Source organism: Acidicapsa acidisoli, assembly GCF_025685625.1.
In the GTDB taxonomy this organism is placed as follows: domain Bacteria; phylum Acidobacteriota; class Terriglobia; order Terriglobales; family Acidobacteriaceae; genus Acidicapsa; species Acidicapsa acidisoli.
Genome location: NZ_JAGSYI010000006.1, coordinates 77,481 through 101,105, shown reverse-complemented (window position 1 = coordinate 101,105; position 23,625 = coordinate 77,481). Strand labels below are relative to the sequence as shown.

Genomic DNA, 23,625 nt, shown 5'->3' with positions numbered 1-23,625 from the left:
TTATTCGACGTGGTTGACCAGCGTGCCGATGCCGGTAATCGAGATGCGAATTTCATCGCCGCTCTGCAGGGTGAAGGAGTCAGGAGGAATGATGCCGGTGCCGGTCAACAGGAAGCATCCGAGGGGAAAACTCTGATCGCGATAGAGGTAGTCGACGAGAGTCTGCGGGTCGCGCTTCATCTCGCTGAGACTGATTGCCGCAGAGAATTGTTGAGCGCCGGAGCGGATGATTTCCATCGCAATCTCTGTGGACGGAGGCATCGGCTCTTTGCGAATCAGGATTCCGGGACCGAGTGCGCAGCTGCGGTCGTACACCTTGGCCTGCGGCAGATAGAGGGGATTGGCTCCTTCGATATCGCGTGAACTCATGTCATTGCCAATCGTATATCCGACGATCTGTCCACGGGGATTGATGACCAGAGTCAGCTCGGGTTCGGGAACGGACCACTTCGCATCGCTGCGGATTCGCACCTCTGAGTCAGGGCCTGCCACTTTGTGGGCCACAGCCTTGAAGAAAAGCTCAGGGCGCTCGGCGGAATAAACGCGGTCATAGAAGTCGCCGCCTCCGGCGTCCTTGGACTCTTCAATGCGGGCGCTGCGGCTGCGGTAATAGGTGACACCGGAGGCCCAAACTTCCTGATGCTCAATCGGCGCTTCGAGCAGCGATGAGTCGATTGGTTCCTGCGGAGTTCCGATGCTGGTGATGGAAGCAAGATAGCCTTCCAAATCTTGGCGCGCAAGGAGCGCGTTCAACGAATGTTCGCCGATGCGGTAGAACTGATTGTCCTTTTCTACGATGAGGCCGCTTTGGGTACGATACAGGATCAAGGAACTGCTCCTTTCAGAGGTGCATGCTGCCTGTGTTGATTGAGAGTGATTCTTCGGGCTGGCGTCCGCGATTAAGGAGCGAAATAATTGCATCTGCGTCGTAGACACAGCCGCCCCAGATGCCACCACTCGCTTGCACGAGCGCTGCCCAGAGCCGGGTGTCGTCGGGCAGATCGGGGTGTGGTTGCAGGTCCTTGCGAGGTTCCCGTTCAAGCAGAACCCGGTTGCCCTGTTCTGCTCCCATCCTTTGCGTCGATGTTCCGACGAAGTTGACGGCGCCGGTTAGATTTGTTCTGTCGATGACGATTTCGATTTGATCGCCGTCCTGAAGCTTGCCGATTTGGCCGCCTGCGAGCGCTTCGGGAGAGATGTGTCCGATACATGCGCCGGTTGAGACGCCGCTGAAACGGGCATCGGTCAGGACCGCGACATGCTTGCCGAATGGCAAGGTTTTCAGTGCAGCCGTAATCTGATAAATTTCCTGCATCCCTGCTCCGGCGGGTCCGCTGCAGATAAGCACCAACACGTCGCCCGTTACGATTCTGCCGGTCTTGATAGCTTGAATAGCCGCTGCCTCGGTGACGAATATCTTTGCTGGGCCGACGTGCCGATACTGGCCTCTCTCGTCGATCAGGGTTGGATCGATCGAGGTGCTCTTGATCACCGACCCTTCAGGCGCGAGATTGCCTATCGGAAAACAGACGGTCGAGGTCAACCCGCGCGAACGTGCGCGATCCGGGCTCATCACGACGTCATCGGGATCGATGCCGTCCAGATCGATCAGATTCTTCCTCAGCGCTCGCCTTCGCGAGCTTTGTTCCCACCAATCGAGACTCTGGTTGAGCGATTCGCCGGTGACGGTGGTGACGCTGGTATTCAGCAATCCGGCGCGGCGCAAATGCAGCATGACCTCAGGCGCGCCGCCTGCCAGGAATACCTGCACGGTTGCATAGTTGCGTGGACCGTTGGGCAGCGCATCGACGAGGCGCGGCACCTGACGATTGATGTGAGCCCAGTCCGCGGCAACAGGACGCTTCAGCCGGGCCGCGTGGGCGATGGCGGGAAGATGCAGCAGAAGATTGGTAGAGCCCCCAAACGCGGCGTGGACTACCATGGCGTTCTCTATTGCGGCCTGGGACAAGATATCGGCGGTTCCTAATTCAAGCTGGCGCAGCCGCAGAACGGCCCGGGCCGAGCGTCGCGCCGCGTCCAGCCAGATAGGCTGGCCAGAGGGCGCAAGGGCGCTGTGCGGCAGCGCGAGGCCAAGAGCTTCGGCAACGACCTGGGATGTTGCGGCAGTGCCGAGGAACTGGCATCCGCCGCCGGGCGTGGCGCATGCGCGGCATCCCATCTCTGCGGCGTATTCGAGCGTGATCTGCTGCTGCGCGTAACGGGCGCCTATGGTCTGAACCTTGCCCGCGTCCTCGCCGTTTTCGGGAAGCAGCGTTACGCCGCCGGGGATGAGCACTGTCGGAATCCTGCCTGCGGAAGCCAGAGCCATCATCATCGCCGGCAGGCCTTTATCGCAGGTGGCAACGCCGAGCACGCCTGCTCTGGTTGGCAACGAGCGCATCAGTCTGCGAAGTACGATTGCCGCGTCGTTGCGGTAGGGCAGAGAATCAAGCATGCCGGTCGTGCCCTGGGTTCGACCATCGCAGGGGTCAGTGCATGCGCCGGCGAATGGGACGCCTTGCAGCGCGGTGAGTTCACGCGCCGCCTCGGCTACGAGCAGGCCTACTTCCCAGTGGCCGGTATGGAAACCCAAAGCGATTGGGGTTCCGTCCGGGGCGCGAACGCCTCCGTGTGTGCTCAGGATCAGCACCTCCGGACCCAATACGCGTGCCGGATCCCAACCCATGCCGACATTCATGCTCAGACCAAAGAGATTCCCGGACGGCTGTGCCAACAGCATCTCGGGAGTGATAGGCAGTTGACCGGTGGGGCCTGGAGCGTGAGTCGCCACAGCGCTCAAATGCAGGTCTTCCGATTCAAGAACGGATGTAATGGTTATCGGCTGAATGGAAGCGATCCTCATCCCAAAGTGTAGTCGAAGGTGGCAGCCATAGTTGGCCTCCAACTGCGAAAAGTCGCATGTCATTCCTCCCGTAGATTCAGGGGAAGAGTTGAGAGCGTGTTGCTCGAAACAGTATGCAGGCAGAAGATGAGGATGCCCGAGAGCACGAGCGATATGGACATCAGAAGAAATCCAGCGCGCGAATTGCCGGTGCGGGCTTCGAGCAATCCTACGAACCAGGTTCCGGCGAATCCGCCGAGCGCGCCGCAACTATTGACGAGAGCCGTAACTTCCCCGGCTACGTTCTTGGGTAGTATCTCCGGAACAATGGCAAAGAATGGACCGTACGGTGCATACATCGTGCTTCCAGCCACGATCAAAAAAACATAGGACCACCAGAAGCTTTGGCCAGCAACCAGGTACGAGCCGAAAAGAGCGATGCCGGAGATGGTTAAGAAAGGCCAGATGAATCGCTTCCGCCGGAAGCTTCTGTCGGAGAAGTAGCCAACGAGCAGCATCAGGAAGACGGCGAAGACGTACGGCACTCCGCTGAGCAGGCCGGTGATCGCGATGCCTTTGGCCGCGCCCTTTTGGATGACGGTCGGAAGCCAGAGGACGAAGCCGTAGACGCCGACGCTCCAGAAGAAATACTGGATTGACAGGAGAATCACGCTGGGATGGCGGAGCGCCGAGGTCATGTCCGCGACCTTGGGCAGTAACCATTGCTCGCGCTCCAACTGGTCGTTCAGGGCGCGGCAGCTTTCGTGTGGCATCCACGGCGCTTGATGTGGATGGTCGCGAATTACTACGAGCCAGACGACGCCCCAGAGGATGGATGGTATGCCCTCCAGAACAAAGGTCATCTGCCATCCGAAGGCTCGGATGAGGTACCCGGTTGCAATTGACATCCAGACGACCGTAACGGGGTTACCGAGAATGAGAAGCGTGTTGGTGCGCGAGCGTTCGGCCCGCGTAAACCAGTTGGTGAGCAGGATCAACATCGCCGGGAGTATGAAGCTTTCCGCAACTCCCAGAACAAGTCGGTCTGCGGCAAGCAACCAGAAGTTTCTGATCACTCCTGTCAACGAAGCAAGAACTCCCCAACTGACGAGGGCGAAAAACACGAGGATGCGTGCACTCTTTCGACGGGCAAACGCCGCACCGGGAATCTGAAAGAGAAAGTATCCAAGAAAGAAGAGCGAACCCAGCAATGCGGAACGCGATCCGCTGATGTTCAGGGTCTTTGCCAGTCCCGCCGCCGCACCGAATCCGTAATTTGCCCGATCGAGATATGCGAGGCTATAGGTCACAAAGACAGACGGCAGGATGTAGAGCCATCGTTTCGCCGACGCTGTGTCTGCGCGGAAAGAGTCTTGCGAAGTTTCTGCCGCGGTCGAATTGAGGGTGCTCTTCATGGGTCCGGGATCGATCCTCATCGAAGTACTTACGGCTCGTTACGCTAAGTCGCCATTGCGATGCGTTCCGTTTGATCGGGTTGACACAGCTTCAACCCAAACTTTATCTTTCTCTCGAACTCAGACAAGGGGATTCGATGCAAACCGCGAAGCGGAAATGGATTGTGGCCACATGCCTGTGCGCCATTCTGATGTTGGGCGTTGCCCACGCGCAACAAGTCGATCATTACACTCCCGGCTCGCTGCTGGAGCAGGCGAAACCATTGCAAGAGAAAGCCGAAACCTCGACAGGATCGGCCAGCGAGACGCTGCAAAAGTATGGCGTCGATTTCACCATGCTGAGCTTTCGCAGCAAGGACGGGCTTCCGGAACTTCATGAGAAATTCGCGGATATCTTCGTCGTCGTTGACGGCAGCGCGACACTGCTCTCCGGAGGCGAACTCGCTAATCCCACAACGATCGGCCCCGGCGAGATGCATGGAACGGCCATTCTCCACGCCACAACGACCGCGCTTGCCAAAGGAGATATTGTTCATATTCCAGCGAACACACCGCATCAGTTGATTATTCCGAAAGACAGTACTTTTACTTACTTTGTCGTGAAAGTAAAAGAGAAGGATTAGTGCGAATCCTGAGTGATTTGAGACCGCGAGACAACGGAGCCACAATCGATCCCGGGGAATCGGCTTTTGGATGCTGTGATGCGTCTCATTCCGCTGTCTACGCATAAATCGCTTTATTTTAGAGAAAAGCAAGCGAAAATCAATGTAGCTGGCGAGGCTATGAGTTGTAAACAGATTTCGCGGCGCGCAGCCAGGCTGTCAGGAATTCGCGCAACTCCGCAGGGGGACGGAGCCATGCCTGCGCGACGCTCGGGCGCCAATTGCGCCGAACAAGGACCGTCAACCCTCTGCCATTCAGAGCCTGAAAGGCATCCTCGTCGGTTACGTCGTCACCGAGATAAGCGACCGGCGCAGTTGAAGGAATCTCAGCCAGGATCATGCGGACCGCGTCGCCCTTGTCGCACCCGATTCGCAGCTCAATACCTCCGTCAAATTGCAAGAGCCTCACGCCGTTCGTATTTGTAAATGGGAGGAGGGCGTTCAAAGCGCGGCTTTGTATTGACTGTATGAAGCGAACTGGCTTGCCGCGCCAGTGTACGACAACGCCATTCCGCTTTTCCTCGACTCGCGCATCTGGAAGTGCTATGCGTACCCGCAATCTCGCGGCTTCAAGCAAAGACTGATCGCTGGCTGGAAGCTCTTCCCGCACCCAGCTGCCATCAACACTGAGCCTCTCGGCACCGTGCAGTCCCCATATTTCGGGTGCATCGCGCATTCCTAACTGCAGTACGACCTCATTCGCCGACCTGCCAGTGATGATGGAAAGCCGAGTGCGTCCCGATTCCTGAATCTCCTGGAGCAGGCGAACGACCCCTGCCCATGGGCGTACCTTCGATGGATCGACCCGCATGGGTGCAAGGGTTCCATCAAAGTCCAGCAATAATGCCGACTGGTTTGCTGTGGCCAGCGATTGGAAGAACGGCGCGAGACGGTTTAAGGATCGATCCATTCCCGAGTCGATCTGAATTGCAGGGAGTTCCAGCCTGCTTGCCATTTGACCCACCGCCTTGTCAAAGTTCTTCCTAGGCGAGCGTTCGCATTCGGAAACTGTCGTGACGCGTATCATGGCGCGACCATCCATATGCGCTACGTTCGCGAACCATGCGCGAGGACCTCATCTTCGATGCGCACGGCGCACACATCGGTAAGAACATTCGACGCCCATCGGTAAACATTGTGTTCTTTCACCTGAAGCCTCATGCGCTCCATGCGCAGTCGGCGCTCTCCCGGACTCATTTCAAGGCCAGTCCGGATTGCTTCAGCGACTTGCCGAATATCATAGGGATTTACCAACAGCGCATCTCTCAATTCCTGCGCTGCCCCCGTAAATCGACTCAGGATGAGCACGCCGTCGCTGTCTCTGCGGGCGGCTAGATACTCCTTTGCAACGAGGTTCATGCCGTCGTGAAGCGATGTTACGAGACATATGCCGGCGGCGCGGTAGTACCGCGACACTTCCTCATGACTGCATTGCCGTTCAATCAGGATCACCGGGCTCCAGCCCGATTTTTCAAACCGTCGATTGATACGCTCCACCGTTTCCTGCACTTGAACGCGCAAGGCGGCGTAGCTCGGAATGTGCGTGCGGCTTGGAGCGGCGATCTGTGCGAATACAACTTTCTCGATATACCACGGATGTTCCTCGAGCAGATGCTCAAACGCAAGCAGCCGCTCGACGATGCCCTTGGTGTAGTCCATTCGATCCACGCCTACTATGAGTTGTTTACCTTCGATGCCGAGTTCTCGATGCAACTCGGTGGCCGTGTTGTCGATGTTTTTGCTTTGTTCCTGTTCTGCGCTTGTCTCAGAGGAAGGCCGAACGGTGCCGTTGAATCGTTCTTCGACCGAGTTAGGAGTGTCGATGGAGTGTTCATCCCAGGCAACGCTGATGGGGAAGGGGCGAACCAGAGAAACGTGGCCATGCCGCCGAATGCTGAAATGTTCACGATCGGTTCTGGCTTCCAGCACACGGTCTACGGTGTCGAGGAAGTTGTTGCAGTGCGACTGGATGTGAAAGCCGATCACATCCGCCCCCAACAAACCATCCAGTAACTCGGCCTGCCACGGACATATCCCAAATGCCTCGGCATTGGGCCATGGTATATGCCAGAAGATGGCCACTCTGGCATCTGGCCGCGCCATCTTCACCAACCTTGGCAGCAACGCAAAGTGGTAGTCCTGAATGAAGACGATGGGATGCTCGGTCTCGCGCATTTCTTCAATCAGCACTTCCGCAAATTTTGCATTGACGCGCTGATAGTAGTCCCAGTCATTTGTGCGAAAGATCGGGCGTGTATGCGCGATATGGCAGAGCGGCCATATTCCTTCGTTTGCAAAGCCCTCGTAATAGCCTGCTTCTTCTTCAGGGCTAAGCCAGACCCGGCGCAGAGTATAGCGCGGGTCGTCAGGAGGGACGCGCAACCGGTCATATGCATCCACGAAAGCGGCGTCTTCATTGCCACTACCGTGTGCGATCCAGGTGCCGTCGCAGGCCTGGAGAACTGGCTCCAGAGCAGTGACAAGACCGCTGGGCGGCACAACGCATTCAATTGCTGATCCCTGTCGAACATGAATATAAGGCTCACGGTTGGATACAGCGAAGAGCTTGCCATTACCCAGGCGCTCACGAACATGTACCGCAAGCCGATGCGCGGTCCAGACGTGTTCCCCGGCGTCTCGCAGCTGTGCCTCGGTTTCCGCCGCTGCACGCGCGCGTGTGAGGTGTTCGGCAAGCGAAGTTACCTCATTGGCCAACGGAATGAGGAATCCAAACTCCTTCGCGCCGTCGCTCACCTCAGCTTTCCCTTGTCGCAGACGACGCAGCCACTCCGCGGCTCGGGTTACAGGCTGGAGGAGAAACCAGCGCACCATCAGCAACGTGACGACTGCAACCAGAACAACCATCGCGGCGATATTGAAAAAGCTGCGACGCCAGACGTCGACACCATCCCTGCGAATGTATTCGGCATCGGCCACCATGACCAATGCCCCTACGGTCCGCTGTCCGTTGTGCAGCGGGATAGCGTCCTCGTACCAAAGCCTTGCCGCCGCACCGGGCTGCGCAGGAGTTCGACCAGTGCTATTTGCTTCGCTACCTGTCGCTTGAGTGTCCGGAACCCTTACGAAGGCTGTGGCTTCTTTGCCTTCGATGATTGGGCGTTTCAGGAAATTTACCGGGAGGTTCCTTAATGCGAGGACATTACCCGTTTCTGCGAGTATCGTTCCGTTTGTGTCGTAGACCGCCAAGCCTGGTTGATCGGGATATTGGCGCAGGCGTGTGAGGAATTGTGGCAGTACCTCAGGATGATCGAGGGCCATCTGCTGTTCAACCTGCGGTTGCAAGCCGGCCCCCAGCCACTGCATGCGCCGCGCCAGATCGCTCCGCAACATATGTTTGTGCGCCAGAACATCAAAATAAGTAGACCCAACCGAAATGAGGGTAATGCCCACCAGAAGCGCAGCGACAAGGCGGATACGAAAGAAGTGCATAAATAAATTCTCCTTCTAGAGGGGAAGAGGGCAGGGGACGCGCGGCTCTCCATGAGAGTCTTCGGATCGCCAAGTCGATCTGCCCATTCACACATACCGAGGCACGCGGGTGGCCATTCAGGATCTAGTCTTTCAGATGCAAAGTAACCCGTATTCAACTCATCAAAAGGGTCATTTTTGCACACTTCGGTAAAATTTACACACCCCCTCCAGGGGCAACCGATGTGATCCCGCTGGTTGTTGAAGAAGGCATTTCTCCCAGCGTTGACTGTTAGGATAGCTTCAATCTCTGCTTCGGGAGCATCGAATGAAGGTCTGTCTCACATTTGCCGCACTCTTTTGGGGGCAAATTGTCCTTGGCCAAGCGCCTAATGCAACCCTGCCGGCGTCTCCTTCCACTGTCGTCTGGGGTTATTATTCTGCTAAGGCAAAACCAGTTCTTATCGTGCATTCGGGAGATACTGTTCGCATTCAGACCCTCTCCACATGCGGTTCTACGGAGCGGTTGGTCGGCGAGGGCGTCGCACCAACCGATATCCCCTCGTACAACGCCGACATTTATCGCGAAGTAAAGGACAAAGGCCCCGGCGGGCACATCCTCACCGGACCGCTGGATATTGCCGAAGCGGAACCGGGAGATGTGCTCGAGGTGCAGATTCTCAAAATTGACATCGATGTTCCATTTGCCTGTAACGGCTTCGGGACCGGGCGCGGATTTCTGCCCAACGATTACCCATACAGCCGATCGAAGATCATCCCGCTTGATCGCGACAAGATGGTTGCGCATTTTGCACCGGGCATTGATATTCCTTTGCATCCGTTCTTCGGCAGCATGGGTGTTGCCCCGCCTGATTCCGCAGGTCGTCTTGATAGCGCTCCGCCGTGGATGCATGCTGGTAACATGGACAACAAGGAACTCGTGGCTGGAACTACCCTTTACATTCCTGTTCATGCCAAAGGCGCATTATTCGAAGTCGGCGATGGTCACGCTGGCCAGGGCAATGGCGAGGTCGATATCACCGCAATGGAGACGTTCCTGACGGGAACATTTCGATTCATTATACACAAGGACCAACATCTGCTTTGGCCGCGCGCCGAGACTCCGACAAGTTACATCAGTATGGGCTTTAGTCCTGATCTGAAAGAAGCCACGACGCTCGCTGTGCGCGACATGATCAATTTTCTGGTGGAACAAAAGCACTTAAGCCGTGACGAAGCGTACATGCTCACAAGCGTGGCTGTCGACGTGGATATCACGCAACTTGTGGATGGCAATGTAGGTGTCCACGCCATGTGCCCGAAGAATATTTTTACCAAATAGCCGGTCTGCAACGAAGGATGAGTAGGCGAAACCCTCATCGCGGAAGAGCTTCGAGAGTTAACACCTGAAATGGTGCTAGATGGAATCGGTAAAGACTCCCGGCGGCTAGGTCGATGGATGACTGAGAAGCATCCTCAGTCCATGGGCTATGTGCTGAGTAGTGCAGCGCTGAGCCCATGGGCAGTTCGAATGCCTGGCTAATATCGACTGAAAAATCCTGCGGCCTGTCACTTGGATTGCGCAATGTCAGGATTCCTTTTTGCGGCGACCATGCAGCCCATCCATAGACAGAGAGCCAGCGCGGATCACCTCCGATCCAGTGAGTGTCTACCAGTGTAGAAGCATTTCGGCGCGACCATTTTGCCGCTTCCGCAAGAGTATCCCAATTTGCTTGCGAAAGTAGAGGTGGCGTGATGTAGAGTTCCTGCAACTGAGTTCCGGAGCCGAAGTAGGAGCGCACTTCATTGCGAAAGTCTCCATCGGGATCGGTCGAAAGATGAGGAGCCTTCTGTGCATAGACAATGCCATGCAGCATCAGAGAATTGAGAGGAAACAAACGGCCTGCCTTTACGACCTCGTCATAGGTGTCAGCATCGCGATATGTGATCCAACGTTCGCGGCTGGAACCGACACCGGCAAACTCCGTGTCATCTCCTCCACGCCAGATCGAGTCTGCATAGAATAGCCAGAATGGCGAAGGATAAGTCCCAGAAGTGAGGTTGATATAGAGGTCGGGCTTCAGTGTGCGAAGGTCCTCGATCAGATGAATGGCCGCATCAAAGTCGCTGCTGAAAGGGCTTCCCTTCACGACTTCCTCAGCATTCCCCGTGCCGTCCAGCTTGAACTGATTGACTCCATACTTCGTAACCATTTCTGTGACGGCGTCGTGAAACCGGGCGTAATACCTGGGATCCGATAATGCCAGTCCGCCATGGGCGATCTCATAGCCTGCTTTCTTCGCCGCAGCCAATCGCTCTTGTTTTGGCGGACCGTAACCACCCCAGGGTGATAGCCATATGCCCGGCGCAGTGCCGTATTCGGCGGCAGCACTGGTCAATGGTTCAAAGCCATCTTTGAAGTCGCTGCGAATCTTCCAAAGATCGTTGTGGTCGTCCCAGCCGTCGTCAAACAGATATGAGTCGAGAACCACACCGCGCTTCTTGTTTAGTTCTTCACCGATGGCGTGGATACGGTTGAGCGCGTCCTCTTGTGTGTACGGAGTGAAGAACCCAATGTCGAACCAGCTGTTGTAATGCAGAAAGGTTCGATAAGGGTGGGCGCGCTCACGTTCGATATAGCTGAGAAACGCGCGCCGCATTTGTCCCTGCGGCGCAATTCCGATGACGGAAGAGTACCGTGCCGACTGGCCTGCGCCGATCGGCGCTCCGCTATGGAGTTCGCTTACAGCGTGATCGCCGACGACGCTGCTTTGAGAGAGCGGCGACTCAAAGCCCAAGAAGAAGTTGCCTGCAACAAGCGGCGATCCCCTGACGAGACCCGCGCCTTGCGCTCCAGCTACACGCGCGTCGATCATACAAACGTCGTCTATAGGAAGCGCGTTGTTTTCGGATGTGATCATGAGGACCTGCCGGATGTAATGTGAATCCCGTCGCAGAATCAGTGCCCAATCAGCATGAAATAGCCCCTTGCTGTCCGCCAGAGCAATGTGCACAGCGATACCAGGCAAACGATCGGAATAACGAGACGCGGTAGGGTTTGGAATCAGGTTCTCCACTCTCGCAGCGCTATGAATCGTTAGATCGGAAGCCTGCAACACACCGATATCCTTCAGTTCGATGGAGAACGGTCCGTCGAGATGGACCGAGTGAATACCAGGAGACGCGGTAGCGCTTTTGTCGCGAATGACCAGACCCACGAGGTGTCCATCATGAATCTGCCAATCCGCCGCGATCTGGCGATTCTCAAGAGAGCCGCCGGTTCGCTCACTCAAAGTCACAACGGGGTCACCACTATCGCCGAAGTTAGAGCTTTGTGCAACTCCAGTCATGGCGATGGCAGGGTCGACGGATGCCAAAATCAAGACGAGGCGCAGGATAGGCCAACTTCGTTGCAAGTGTGCATTCCGCGGGAGCATGAGTATCTCGCTTACGTAGATTTATGAGTTGGATGGCATTGATTTCTGCCTACAAAAACAGCGGCCTCTAGCGTACCTGAGGGAAGCCAAGATCCACCTTGCTCGCGCCCGGGTTGGGCCAACGACTTGTCACGACCTTGGAGCGCGTGTAAAACTGCACGCCTTCCGGGCCATACATGTGCAGGTCGCCGAAGAGCGACGACTTCCATCCACCAAAACTGTAATAAGAAACGGGAACAGGAATTGGAACGTTGATGCCCACCATTCCTACCTCAACGTCAAACTGGAATTGTCGCGCAGCGCCGCCGTTCTGCGTGAAGATGGCTGTTCCATTGCCAAAGGGATTTTCGTTGATCAGCCGAAGGGCTTCGGCATAGGTGTCAACACGCACCACACTCAACACAGGCCCGAATATCTCGTGGTCATAGCAGCGCATTCCCGGTCTGGCATTGTCAATCAACGAGGGACCAAGGAAATAGCCGTCGCCAGTTGTCGCCGGGTCCAATCGGCCATCAACAGGAAGCGTCGCGCCCTCGGCAAGCGCCGCATCCAGATACGACGCCACGCGGTCGCGATGTTCGCGCGAGATCAACGGGCCCATTTCATTCGAGGGTTCATTGCCCGGACCTACTTTGATGCACCTCACTCGTTCGCGAATAGCCTCGATCAAGGGGTCCGCGACATTGCCTACCGCGAGCACGACGGAGATCGCCATGCATCGCTCTCCGGCCGCTCCGTAGCCTGCGGAGACGGCGGCGTCTGCGGCCATCGCAATGTCTGCGTCCGGCAGAACAAGCATATGATTCTTCGCGCCGCCCAGTGCCTGCACTCGCTTGCCGTTGCGTGTCGCCGTTTCATAGATGTACCGCGCAACAGGCGTCGAGCCGACAAAGCTGATTGCTTTGATCTCCGGGTGCTCCAGCAGGCGATTCACCGCAACCTTGTCGCCCTGCACGAGGGTCAGCACACCGTCGGGTACGCCTGCCTCCTTGGCCAACTCCGCAAGAAAAACGCTCGATGAGGGAACTTTCTCGGAAGGCTTGAGAATGAATGCGTTGCCACAGGCGATGGCATTCGACAGCATCCACAAGGGCACCATTGCTGGAAAGTTGAATGGAGTAATACCGGCTACGACGCCAAGCGGCTGGCGGATCTGGTACACATCAACGCCCTTGCTCGCCTGTTCAGAGTAACCGCCCTTGAGCATGTTTGGCACGCCGCAAGCGAACTCCACATTCTCGAGTCCGCGGGCCACTTCGCCCAACGCATCGGCACGGGTCTTGCCATTCTCGTGGCTGATGATTTCGGCGAGCTGTTCGCGATGCTCAACAATGAGATTGCGCAAGCGAAACATAACTTCGGCGCGTCGTGAGAGCGGAGTGGTGCGCCAGTCGAGAGCTGCTGTTTTTGCCGTTGCAACCGCAAGATTCACATCTTCCTCGGAGGCGAATCCAACCTGTGCAATGACCGCTCCAGTGGCAGGATTCGTGACAATGCCGCTGCGGCCTGATGTCGCCGCGACAGGCTTGCCGTTAATCCAGTGATTCACTGCCGATATAGCCAGAGTCTCTGTTGTGCCCATAACTCACTCCACCTTTCCAGCGTGTACAATTTTAATCATTGGAAGCAAACGCGCATCCGTTACGAGGCCCGAATCCAGTCGATGGTCTTCGAGGCGAGCCTGTCAAATGCTGCTATCGCCAGGGCGAGATGATCTTCGCGAGTATCTTCAATCCTGTTGTGGCTGATACCTTTCAGCGATTGCACAAACATCATGACAGTGGGAATTCCCGCACGCGAAACCTCGGCGGCATCGTGGAGCGGACCGGAGGGCATGCGATGCGAAGCGCCGGTAGTTTCTCGAATCACCTCTTCGCACAGTTCGATCAGAGTAGGATGAAAAGGTTCCGGAGCGATGTTCCAAATGCGTGACCATTCGACCGTGCATCCCTCCTCTTCCGCAAACTTGACGCTCTTTTCCTGTGCTTCGCGATACATCGTAGCCAGCACACCGGCGTCGAGATCTCGCTGGTCAAGTGTTGCTTCGCATCGCCCGACCACGGCGGTTACAATGCCCGGATATGTCTTGACGCTGCCCATAGTGCATACGGCATCAGGATGCTTCTTCGCGATGGTGCGTATCTCCAATGCGAGCTTCGCTGCCGCTGCCAGAGCATCACGCCGCGCAGTCATCGGGGTAGAGCCGGAATGTGCTTCCTGTCCATGGAAGGTGATGGCATGGCGCTCCACGCCTTTCGTTCCAAGCACCGCGGCCAGTGGAAGAGCCATCTGCTCAAGGACAGGCCCCTGCTCGATGTGCAGTTCCAGATACGATGAGGCATTGGCTCGCTCTTGTTGCGCATCTCCAATGCGATCGATCGCAACGCCGCACTGGGCGAGTGCATCCTCGAGATGAATTCCGTTGGCGTCGGTCCGCGAGCGGTCCGCTTCAATCGAATGCGTACCGGCGAAGGCGGAAGAACCGAATAGACTCCGCCCGAAACGCGCGCCTTCCTCATCGGCCCAATCAACCAGCCGGATTGTGACAGGAGGCTTGCCATCGAACTCGTGGGAGATGCGACGTAACACGGACAGGGCCGCGACCACTCCAAGGCAACCGTCCAGCCATCCGCCATTGGGCACAGAATCAAGGTGACTGCCCAGAATCAATGTCTTTTCGGAAGCGCCCGACAAAGTAGTCCAGCTATTGCCAGCCGCATCGTAATGGTGCTCAACCGGTAGATCACTAAGCTTAGAGAGAAACCACTCGCGTGCCTTGAGCCACATTGGCGTCCAGGCAAGCCGCTGTGCTCCGTGCTCGTCCGCAGTTACTTCGCGCAGCTCTTTCAGCAGCGATACCGCTGCTTTTGAGTCAACCGTGACCGCAATCCTTGCATCAGCGCACATGGGGCACCGCCTGCGCATGAGCCTTGGTAAGGTATTGCGGTTCGCGTCGCAGGAAACCTCCGCGGCCTGGCTCACCTACAAAGGCTCCGTCGCGTACCTGAATTTTGCCTCGAACAGTCACTATAGATGGCCTGCCGTCGATGGCAAAACCCTCAAATCCGTTGTAGTTGTTATTTGTGTGCTGGGAAGTGACGGAGATTATTCCCCGATAATTCGCGTCGTAGACGACCAGATCCGCATCCGACCCAACCTGAATTGCGCCTTTGCGAGGATACAGCCCGAAGAGTTTCGCGGCGCGCGTGCTCAACGCATCCACGAAACGGTGAATGTCCAGCTCACCGCGATTCACGCCGTAGGTATATATCAGGTTGACGCGCTCTTCGATGCCGGGGATGCCGTTGGGAATCTGCGTGAAAGCGCACGCTCCCAATAGTTTTTGTTCCGTATCGAAAGGGCAATGATCGGTGCCGACCGTATCGATCAGACCGGCCTTCAGAGCTGCCCATAGTGCTGTTTGGTTGCGTTTATCTCGCAGCGGCGGAGACATGATATGCTTCATTCCTTCGACACCCGCTCGTTCCGCAAAGGTCTTGTCCAAAAGAAAATGTGGGACAACCGATTCGACATGCAATCTGACCCCGCGCATCTTCGCTTCCATTGCGACGCGAAGGGCCGCGGCACAGGAGAGATGCACTACGTAGCCGGTAGCGTCCGTCTGCTCGAGGAAGGTAGCAAACCGCGTTGTGCCTTCTGCTTCGACCGCCTCGGGACGGCTTGGTTCATGCCACTCCGGTCCTGTCTTGCCTTTGGTTAACAGAAGTTGTTGCAGTTGGCTCACCAGCTCTGCATTTTCGCAGTGTGCGGTAGTGATCACGCCCAACTCAGCAGCTAGCTTGAGGGTGTGAAACATCTCTTCGTCTGTGACGCCGAAGAAGTTCTTGTAGGAAAGAAATATCTTGAAGGAGGTGGTCCCGTCCCGCACGATTTCTCGCAGCTGCCCTTCAGTTTTGGCGTCGAAGCGTGTCACTCCCATGTGAAACGCGTAGTCGCAGGCGCTGTTTCCTTCGGCCTTTTGCTTCCAGGTGTGATATCCCTCCAACGCGTCTTCGTTGCGCGAAGGGCAGACCATCTCAATATAAGTGGTTGTGCCGCCAATCAACGCGGCAACGCTGGCAGTCGCGTGCGTATCCTTTGCAAAGGTCGCCATGAAGGGCAGGTGGATATGTACGTGAGGATCGATAAAGCCAGGAAAGACCAGCTTTCCCGTGGCATCGATCACCTCGGCATCGGGCGGGGCAGCGATATTCTCCTGGATGCTAGTGATGACTTCGTCTTCAACGAGAATGTCGCCCAGGTAGCGAGCTTCCGCGGTAACAATCTCTCCACCTTTGATTAACAACGCCATTGGAAACTTCTCCGAACGAATGTTATAAGCCTCAGCATATTGCATGTCGAATTGGAGGCGGAATCACGAGCTAGTGAATATGAATCCCTACCTGTTCGCGGTACTCCTTCATCGCATCCCAGTCCTCAGTAATGTCGGTCCTCTGTTCCGAGAGTTCACTCCAGGTAACTGAGGACCGTTCTGCAGGTAATTCAACCATGGCAATGCAATTCTCTACCGGACATACGTTGTAGCAAAGCCTGCAACCCACGCAGTCCTCTTCGCGAACGACAGGGTGCGGACGCGTCTCCACTGCTTCCTGTTTACCATTAGATCGAATGTCGTAAGCGCCCGGTGCGACCAACTCACCTTGAGGTGAGACGAGGTCAATGCATTGATGCGCAGTATCGTTGCAGGCTACATAACAAAGGTTGCACTGGATGCACTTTCCCGCATCGATGCGGGCAACTGCTCGGTAGGAGAGGTCAAGGTTCTTGAACTCGGAGACACGATGCAAGCTCTGGCCGCAAACATCCGCAATGGTCGCGAAGCCCTTTTCATCCATCCAGTTGGAGAGTCCGTCACAGAGATCCTCAATAATGCGATAGCCATAATGCATCACTGCAGTGCACACTTGAAGACTCGATGCGCCCAACAAGAGGAACTGTGCCGCATCCTGCCATGTGGTTATGCCCCCCATGCCGGAGATCGGCAATCCTGAATTCGCGATGACTTTATCCGTGCCCAATGCAGCCAGCATATTCAGTGCAATTGGCTTTACGGCTGGCCCGGCATAACCTCCATGTCCGCCCTTGCCTGCGATACTCGGCGTCAACTCGAGGGTGTCCAGATCCACGCCGACAATCGAGTTGAGAGTGTTGATCAGGGAGAGCGCGTTGGCTCCGGCAGCAACGCCGGCGCGTGCGGGTAGAACAATGTTGGTGATGTTAGGCGTGAGCTTCATGATGACTGGAATCGTTGCCGCGTCCATGACCCAGCGCGTAATCTGCTCGCAGTATTCGGGAACTTGGCCAACCGCGGAACCCATGCCACGCTCGCTCATTCCGTGCGGGCACCCGTAATTCAACTCAATGCCGTCCGCGCCGGTATCTTCGATCTTTCGCACGATGTCGCGCCAGGCCTCGGGCTTCGCCTCGACCATCGCAGAAACAATAACGGCACGGTCTGGCCATGCACGTTTCACTTCGGCTATCTCGCGCAGGTTAATCTCGATCGGTCGGTCGGAAATGAGTTCCACATTGTTGATGCCCAGCATCCGCTGTCGTCCAAAATGCCACGCACCATACCGGTTTGACACATTCAGGACCGGTGCGCCGATCGTCTTCCAGACTGCGCCTCCCCAGCCCGCTTCAAAGGCTCTGTGTATCTGCGCGCCGGAGTTGGTCGGAGGCGCGGACGCGAGCCAGAAGGGGTTCGGCGACTTGATTCCGGCAAAGTTGATGCGAAGATCCGCCATGCTTACTTCACCTCCGTGGATGACGCAGCGGCCTCAATCTCAGTGAGTTTAGTCTCTTGGCCTAACTGCCTATGGACCGCCGCCGCTGCCAGTTTTCCATCCTGCACGGCCATCACGGTCGACGCCGCACCGCATGCACGGATGCAGTCGCCGATGGCAAATACCCCGGCGATATTAGTCTGGAAGTTCTCGTCCACGGAGATGAACCCTTTCTTTGTCGCAAGCCCAAGCAGCTTCGCCAACGTGGGCTTGTTCTGTCCAACAGCCTTGACGATCTGGTCCGCTTCAAGTACGAATTCCGAACCCTGCACCGGAACAGGCGCGGGGCGTCCGGATGCGTCCGGAGCTCCCAATTCGACACGGAGACATTCTAGGCCCACCGGTTGGCCATTCTCCAACAAAACGCGCGACGGCTGGCTTAGAAAGCGGAATTCGATCCCCTCCCTGCGGGCAAAATCGTACTCGTGTTCGTAGCACGTCATCTCGCGGTCGGTGCGCCGATACACCATGGTCACACGCTCAGAGCCAAGCCGCACGGCGATTGTCGCGCAATCCACCGCTGTGTTACCTGCGCCGATCACGATCACGTTTCGCCCCACGTTCAGAGCGTCACCGCCGGTTTTACTTGCTTCGATGAATTCCAGTCCATCAACAATTGCTTCCTCGCCATCAATTTCCAGCGTCGGCGTCCTACCCAGTCCGACGCTCAGCACAATGCTGTCGAAGTCACGCTGCAGGTCCTCGAGCGCTACGTCCGAGCCAAAGTTAATACTTGTTTTAATCTCAACGCCCATTCCGGCAATCATGCGCGCCTCGTCGAGAGCCACGTCGATGGGTTCGCGCAGAGCAATGATCCCGTAGGTCGAGAGTCCTCCCGGCAGATCGCGTCTTTCAAAAATAGTCACGGCATGCCCCAGTTTTGCCAGTTCGCCGGCGCATGAAAGGCCTGCCGGTCCGGCTCCAATGACGGCGATCTTTCTCCCGCTTGCGGTAGCCTTTACAACCGGATAATTGTCCGTTTCCCGGGCGTGATCCATCGCAAATCGCTGCAGTCGACCGATGGAAATTGGCTTGTGTTCCGCCCCAAGCACGCAAGCGCCTTCACAAAGTTCCTGCACTGGGCAAACGCGCGCGCAGGTGGCGCCCAGAAGGTTGGAGGCAAAGATAGTCGCCGCCGAACCCTTCAGATTGCCGGTCGCTATCTTCTTGATAAAACGTGGAATGTCGATGTGGGTCGGGCAGGCATGCGTGCAAGGCGCGTCATAACAAAACAGACAGCGGTCTGCCTCGACCGCGGCCTCATGCCGGGTCAGTGGTGGCAATTGTTCCGCCAGAGCGTTCCCGGTATCATTGAACTCCGATTCCATTGATCGACTCCTTTCCGTGATACTTCTTTCGCTTTCGTGCTCCCTGGCTGTCTGAAGTAATTGTGTCTACAAATCAGCCGCTCGGAGCAGATGCCAGTCAAGTGGGAGTTTTTATGCTAGCGCATATCCGCCAGAATGAAGAGACAGTTTGTTCAAAACGGGCAGATTGCTCATGTCGATGAGTCAGGATGTGCTCACCATTCCGACGGGTGGACTGGAAGTTGGCGGCTACGCAGCAGAGCTTCTCCCGCATACCCCTCTCGTTTCGCCGCACGTATCGCCTCGCCGAAATAGACGGAAGCCGCATCCGCATCCGATTCAGAAACCCGGTGATGTGGCTCTGCACGAGTGTGCCGGCTTTTCCATGTCAAGCGGTAGAACCCAATCCACTGCGCCGTTCCGGTCATCGATGGCATAGCTTGCCAGTGACTGGCGGCTGCGAGCCCCGCACGGTATTTATCGAATTCGAAATAAGCGGTGGTCTTGAAAAATCCCGTGCGGTGGAACATTGCCTCAATGGATGTAGGATGTTTTCCGGTTTGCAGAGGCTCCATGAGCGCAGACGGATGGAAACGGTCCCGTGGGCGATAACAAGCTGGAGCGACAACAACATCTGTTCAGACCATCCAAAATCCACATCTGGCATGCCGAGGATCTCGATTGAGGGGCCAGTCGTCGTTCAGTCTACTGGCGGAGATCATCCTTGCCTGTGTTGGAATCGTTGGCGGAGGATTCAGCCTCAACCCAGTCGGCCTCTGAATCCTATTGCAAATGTTTTTTGGAGGTGGTCTTGCGTTCGTTGAAATTTAATGTATCATCCAGTCATCTAGATGACATAAACCTTTGATCGGAAATTAACTCACGGAAGACATTCAGTAGAAGCTAAGTCTACCGACGTACGATTTTCTGCTTTTTGAGGCAACCCCAGAAACGTGCTTCTCTTGTCGGGATGCACGAATGACTCCCCGTTTGACCCTACGGGAGCTGTGCGTTTTATGGGAATTCACTTCGGTTCGTTCCCCAGGGGTGCGCCGAATGCCCATGCGGTTATCTCCGATGGGCTATCGGCTACTCCTGTTTCAAAAATAGACTGCCGGAACTTCTTGAGGAGGACAGGGTGAGGATTGTACGCAGCTTTTTGCGAGATGCGTCTTTGCGCGGACCAGGCGCGGGCTATGCGCGAATGCTTGGAGTCTTGCTAGCGTTTGCTATGTTGTTTGATTGTTCGTCAACTCTTGCGCAAACCATTACAGGCGCGGTGCGAGGCACCGTCACCGACTCGAGCGGAGGGGTTCTCGCCGGAGTCAGTGTCACTGCCACAAACGTCGCCACAAATGTAAAGACTGGCACTCTTACCAATCATGATGGCATCTACAATATCCAGTTCTTACCTATCGGTCCGTACGTCATCACAGTAACAAGCGCAGGCTTCGAGACTTCATCGATAGGCCCATTCACGCTGGAAATCGACCAGATCGCCAAGATTGACGCGCAACTGCAAGTCGGAAGCACCTCAGCCACGATCGATGTTTCATCGGACGTCTCGCCGCTGCTCCAAACCCAGGACGCCACGTTGGAATCGACCCTTTCCAGCAATACGCTCGCGAGTATGCCATTGAACGGGCTGAACTTCCAGTTCGCGACATTGTTTGTGCCCGGTGCGGTCAACCCCAGCCTTGCGAACATGGCCGCTGCAGACGGCAACGAGCGCGACCAAGACGCGACCGGGTCGCCCTCCTTTAATGGAAACCGGGCGCAAACCAACAACTACGTTCTCGATGGCGTCGAGATGAACGAGACGATCAACAACTTCGCGGCCTATAACCCCGCTCCCGACGCCATTCAGGAGATGAGGGTAATCACAGGCAACGCCAATGCCGAGTATGGGAACGTCAATGGTGGAGAGATTATTGTCGTCACCAAGGGCGGAACGAATCAGTATCACGGTAGCGCGTATGAGCTGTTCCAAAACAATTCGCTGGGCGCCAATTCCTGGGCCAATAACTATGCCAGCATTCCCGCCACCGCGTTTACGCAAAATCAGTTTGGCGCAACCATCGGTGGACCGATCAAGAAGGATAAGCTTTTCTTCTTCGGCGACTATCTGGGCTTCCGATATCATTCCGGAGGCGAGGCGGCAGCCACTGTGCCGACCGTCCGCATGCGCACCTGTACGCCGAACGGCGGTGTGACGACTTGCGACTTCTCGGAGCTATTGACCCAACAATTCGGAAACATCCAGCTTTATAACAACCAGAACGGGCACGGTTTCGCGAACGCCACTCCGTATGCCAACAATCAGATTCCGCTGGTCAGCCCAGCGGCTAAATTTCTGTTTGCCAATCCAACTGCCCTTCCGCTCCCCAATGCAACGCCCCGGCCCGGCGAAGGGGATTTGGACAACTACGATGGATATACTAAGGGCCAGACGCAGAACAATCAGGGCGATGTGCGCGTCGATTACAAGGCGACTGACAGGGACGCAGTGATGGGCCGCTATACAATCGGTGATGCCTTCGATTTCTACCCCAAAGCCCTTGCTCCTGTGTTTTTTCCAACGACCAACGACTATCCTTTCCAGAGTCTGGTCACCAACTGGGTCCACACATTTTCGCCTTCCATCGTGAATGAATTCCGTGCGGGATTTACGCGTACGGTGTTTGACAAGGGTGTACCGGGAGACCCTTCCGGCATATTCGGAACAGATGGCGACAACAAGATCGGACTTCCGTTTGCCAATCAGCCCTACCCCGGCTTCAGTGAAATGAACTTTGGCAGTTGGGAAAGCAACATCGGGACCACTGCGATCGTCACCCAGTTCCATGAGAACAATTTCTACTATGGCGATAACCTCACCTGGCAGCGCGGCGTACACACGCTGAAATTCGGTGTCCAGCTCTTGCGCTACCAGCAGAATATCTACTATGCAGGCAATGCTGGCGCCCTGGGTTCATTTGGCTATTCGGGACAGTACACAGCCGACGAGGCTCTCGGTTCGCCTGGCTATGGCTATGCCGATTTCGTTATGGATCAAGCCGGTAGCGCTCAGGTAGGCGGTGTATCCGGGGATAACGGGCAGCGCCAGTATCGCAATGCATACTATGCGCAGGATGATTGGAAACTGCGCTCCAACCTCACGGTAAATCTGGGCGTGCGCTATGCCCACGACCAGCCTATTTACGAGGTGAACAACAAGGAGGCCAGCGTTAACCTCTCCGATATGTCGGATATCTCGGCGTCGGGCATCGAATTTGCCGGAAGGGATGGCAACAGCCGAGCACTATACAACCCGACGTATACGGAGTTCATGCCGCGTCTCGGGTTCGCCCTCCAAGTCAGTCCCCGCTTCGTGATTCGTGGCGGATACGGAATGACCGACGACCTGGAAGGCACAGGCGTAAATTGGAGAATGACACAGAATGCGCCGTTCCAGAGCAGTTTTGTGGCCGCACCAACACCTCCCACGCCCACCAGCAGCGGCCTCACGCCATTGCCCCTGGAAAACGGCTTTAACCTGTCTTCTTCGGCCAATCAGGTGAGCTACTCCAATTACAACGCATGGGACCCGCATCTGAAGCCGGCGCTCATCCAGCAATTCAACCTGGCATGGCAAGTCATGATTGACAGCAAAACTTCCGCGCAGGTCGGATACGTAGGGGAGCTTGGCCAGCACTTAGTTACCCCAACGGAGGCCGACCAATTTACAACGCCTGCTTCTGGAGTTCTGGCGAATGGCGATTGCAGTGGCATTATCGCGCCTGCTGCGCCTGCCTGTAACTTGGTCGGCAACGAAGGAAATCTGCAAGTTACCGAGTCCGAGGGATACTCAAACTACAACGCGATGCAGGCCACTATTCGCCACCAGAATTCCAAGGGGCTTGAATACACCTTCAACTACACATGGTCGAGGGCGATGACCAACAATGCCGGTTTCTATGGTGTCTCCGGCGTTGCCGAAACCTCATCATTCTTTCAGGACTTTCGCAATCCCCATGGGGATTACGGCCCAGCCGGTCAGGATACCCGCAACGCATTCAATGGTTATTGGGCCTATCAACTACCCTTTGGCCGCGGACAGAAGTTTGGCGCCAACTGGAACCGCGCGGTGGATGAGGCGGTTGGTGGCTGGAAGATTTCTGGGAGCGTCGTTATGTACTCCGGTTTCCCTCTCACCATGGGCTCCTATGAGAACTACTACGTGAACAGCTGGGCCGCACATGCAATGCAATTCAGGTCGTTGAGGATTGCGCATCGGACGACACAGAACTGGTTCGGCACCGATCCATCCGCGAGCCCATGCCTGGCTGTCGACAGCAATGGCAACACGATTGACAACGGCACCTGCGCATACGGCGGTGAGTCATATACGCAATTTGGAAACGCGCAGAACGGTTCTGAGCGCGCACCCGGCTATCGCCAAGTGGACCTGTCCGCGTTCAAGACCTTTAACATCACAGAAGGGCAATCCCTTCAGTTGCGCGGAGAAGCTTTCAACGCTCTCAATATTGCAAGTTATGCACCGCCGAACAACAACCTTTACTCGCCTCAGTTGGGACTGATCACCGCTACGAATTCTTCTCAGCGAATTATGCAGGTATCGCTGCATTACAGGTTCTGATCGTGAGCCACCTGTAACCTTTAGATCGGAGGATTGCTCGGCAGAACAATCCTCCGGAACTTTCACGCGAATTGCTAGAGCGATTGT

The 23,625-nt window shown here is 56.1% G+C and carries 15 protein-coding genes; 3 read left to right on the top strand and 12 right to left on the bottom strand.

Going from position 1 to position 23,625, the window contains the following annotated elements:
- From OHL23_RS26840 to OHL23_RS26830, 3 genes are read right to left on the bottom strand one after another with little or no spacing between them, the layout of a single operon-like run.
- Complete coding sequence (locus OHL23_RS26840; protein ID WP_263355133.1) at positions 1–828, bottom strand: fumarylacetoacetate hydrolase family protein; 828 nt, start codon at positions 826–828, stop codon at positions 1–3.
- Between the two features lie 13 nt (positions 829–841).
- Positions 842–2,926, bottom strand: coding sequence for a YjhG/YagF family D-xylonate dehydratase (locus tag OHL23_RS26835; protein ID WP_263355132.1), 2,085 nt, complete (start codon positions 2,924–2,926; stop codon positions 842–844).
- The gene (locus OHL23_RS26830; RefSeq protein ID WP_263355131.1) at positions 2,923–4,257 is read right to left on the bottom strand and encodes an MFS transporter; all 1,335 of its coding nucleotides are present in this window, start codon (positions 4,255–4,257) and stop codon (positions 2,923–2,925) included. Before OHL23_RS26830 ends, OHL23_RS26835 begins: the two co-directional genes overlap by 4 nt.
- 137 nt (positions 4,258–4,394) lie before the next feature.
- On the opposite strand from OHL23_RS26830, the gene OHL23_RS26825 reads away from it, so the two are divergent.
- Entirely contained in the window at positions 4,395–4,880 is a 486-nt protein-coding gene (locus tag OHL23_RS26825; protein WP_263355130.1) for a cupin domain-containing protein, read from the top strand.
- 157 nt (positions 4,881–5,037) lie between these two features.
- Here OHL23_RS26825 and otsB read toward each other — a convergent pair whose 3' ends face one another.
- Entirely contained in the window at positions 5,038–5,874 is an 837-nt protein-coding gene (gene otsB / locus OHL23_RS26820) for a trehalose-phosphatase (RefSeq protein WP_263355129.1), read from the bottom strand.
- Between the two features lie 92 nt (positions 5,875–5,966).
- Complete coding sequence (locus OHL23_RS26815; protein WP_263355128.1) at positions 5,967–8,369, bottom strand: alpha,alpha-trehalose-phosphate synthase (UDP-forming); 2,403 nt, start codon at positions 8,367–8,369, stop codon at positions 5,967–5,969.
- Between the two features lie 307 nt (positions 8,370–8,676).
- Here OHL23_RS26815 and OHL23_RS26810 point away from each other — a divergent pair, with 307 nt between their 5' ends.
- Positions 8,677–9,690, top strand: a complete 1,014-nt coding sequence (locus OHL23_RS26810) for an acetamidase/formamidase family protein (protein WP_263355127.1) — start codon at positions 8,677–8,679, stop codon at positions 9,688–9,690.
- Positions 9,691–9,724: 34 nt separating this feature from the next.
- Here the strand turns inward: OHL23_RS26810 and OHL23_RS26805 are convergent, their stop codons facing one another.
- From OHL23_RS26805 to OHL23_RS26775, 7 genes are all read right to left on the bottom strand, one after another.
- Positions 9,725–11,764 (bottom strand): alpha-amylase family protein, encoded by a 2,040-nt coding sequence (locus tag OHL23_RS26805; protein WP_263355126.1) that lies wholly within the window; start codon positions 11,762–11,764, stop codon positions 9,725–9,727.
- A gap of 88 nt (positions 11,765–11,852) precedes the next feature.
- Entirely contained in the window at positions 11,853–13,367 is a 1,515-nt protein-coding gene (locus tag OHL23_RS26800; protein WP_263355125.1) for a CoA-acylating methylmalonate-semialdehyde dehydrogenase, read from the bottom strand.
- A 59-nt stretch (positions 13,368–13,426) separates the two neighbouring features.
- The gene (locus tag OHL23_RS26795; protein WP_263355124.1) at positions 13,427–14,692 is read right to left on the bottom strand and encodes a Zn-dependent hydrolase; all 1,266 of its coding nucleotides are present in this window, start codon (positions 14,690–14,692) and stop codon (positions 13,427–13,429) included.
- Complete coding sequence (gene hydA / locus OHL23_RS26790) at positions 14,682–16,097, bottom strand: dihydropyrimidinase (RefSeq protein WP_263355123.1); 1,416 nt, start codon at positions 16,095–16,097, stop codon at positions 14,682–14,684. The genes OHL23_RS26795 and hydA overlap by 11 nt, the downstream gene beginning before the upstream one ends.
- Positions 16,098–16,167: 70 nt before the next feature.
- Complete coding sequence (gene preA / locus OHL23_RS26785) at positions 16,168–17,553, bottom strand: NAD-dependent dihydropyrimidine dehydrogenase subunit PreA (RefSeq protein ID WP_263355122.1); 1,386 nt, start codon at positions 17,551–17,553, stop codon at positions 16,168–16,170.
- A gap of 2 nt (positions 17,554–17,555) precedes the next feature.
- Positions 17,556–18,920 (bottom strand): NAD(P)-dependent oxidoreductase, encoded by a 1,365-nt coding sequence (locus OHL23_RS26780; protein WP_263355121.1) that lies wholly within the window; start codon positions 18,918–18,920, stop codon positions 17,556–17,558.
- Between the two features lie 194 nt (positions 18,921–19,114).
- Positions 19,115–19,429 carry a hypothetical protein gene (locus OHL23_RS26775; RefSeq protein WP_263355120.1) on the bottom strand — a complete coding sequence of 105 codons (315 nt, stop codon included), beginning with the start codon at positions 19,427–19,429 and terminating at the stop codon, positions 19,115–19,117.
- A 608-nt stretch (positions 19,430–20,037) separates the two neighbouring features.
- On the opposite strand from OHL23_RS26775, the gene OHL23_RS26770 reads away from it, so the two are divergent.
- Positions 20,038–23,538: a TonB-dependent receptor gene (locus OHL23_RS26770; protein ID WP_263355119.1), complete on the top strand. Its 3,501-nt coding sequence runs from the start codon at positions 20,038–20,040 to the stop codon at positions 23,536–23,538.
- The last annotated feature ends 87 nt before the right edge of the window (positions 23,539–23,625 follow it).

Bases quoted from the DNA above. Each gene is read 5' to 3' on its own strand.
- OHL23_RS26835 (WP_263355132.1), bottom strand. From the start codon at position 2,926: ATGACATGCGACTTTTCGCAGTTGGAGGCCAACTATGGCTGCCACCTT.
- OHL23_RS26830 (WP_263355131.1), bottom strand. From the start codon at position 4,257: ATGAAGAGCACCCTCAATTCGACCGCGGCAGAAACTTCGCAAGACTCT.
- OHL23_RS26825 (WP_263355130.1), top strand. From the start codon at position 4,395: ATGCAAACCGCGAAGCGGAAATGGATTGTGGCCACATGCCTGTGCGCC.
- otsB (WP_263355129.1), bottom strand. From the start codon at position 5,874: ATGGCAAGCAGGCTGGAACTCCCTGCAATTCAGATCGACTCGGGAATG.
- OHL23_RS26815 (WP_263355128.1), bottom strand. From the start codon at position 8,369: ATGCACTTCTTTCGTATCCGCCTTGTCGCTGCGCTTCTGGTGGGCATT.
- OHL23_RS26810 (WP_263355127.1), top strand. From the start codon at position 8,677: ATGAAGGTCTGTCTCACATTTGCCGCACTCTTTTGGGGGCAAATTGTC.
- OHL23_RS26800 (WP_263355125.1), bottom strand. From the start codon at position 13,367: ATGGGCACAACAGAGACTCTGGCTATATCGGCAGTGAATCACTGGATT.
- OHL23_RS26795 (WP_263355124.1), bottom strand. From the start codon at position 14,692: ATGTGCGCTGATGCAAGGATTGCGGTCACGGTTGACTCAAAAGCAGCG.
- hydA (WP_263355123.1), bottom strand. From the start codon at position 16,097: ATGGCGTTGTTAATCAAAGGTGGAGAGATTGTTACCGCGGAAGCTCGC.
- preA (WP_263355122.1), bottom strand. From the start codon at position 17,553: ATGGCGGATCTTCGCATCAACTTTGCCGGAATCAAGTCGCCGAACCCC.
- OHL23_RS26780 (WP_263355121.1), bottom strand. From the start codon at position 18,920: ATGGAATCGGAGTTCAATGATACCGGGAACGCTCTGGCGGAACAATTG.
- OHL23_RS26775 (WP_263355120.1), bottom strand. From the start codon at position 19,429: ATGTTCCACCGCACGGGATTTTTCAAGACCACCGCTTATTTCGAATTC.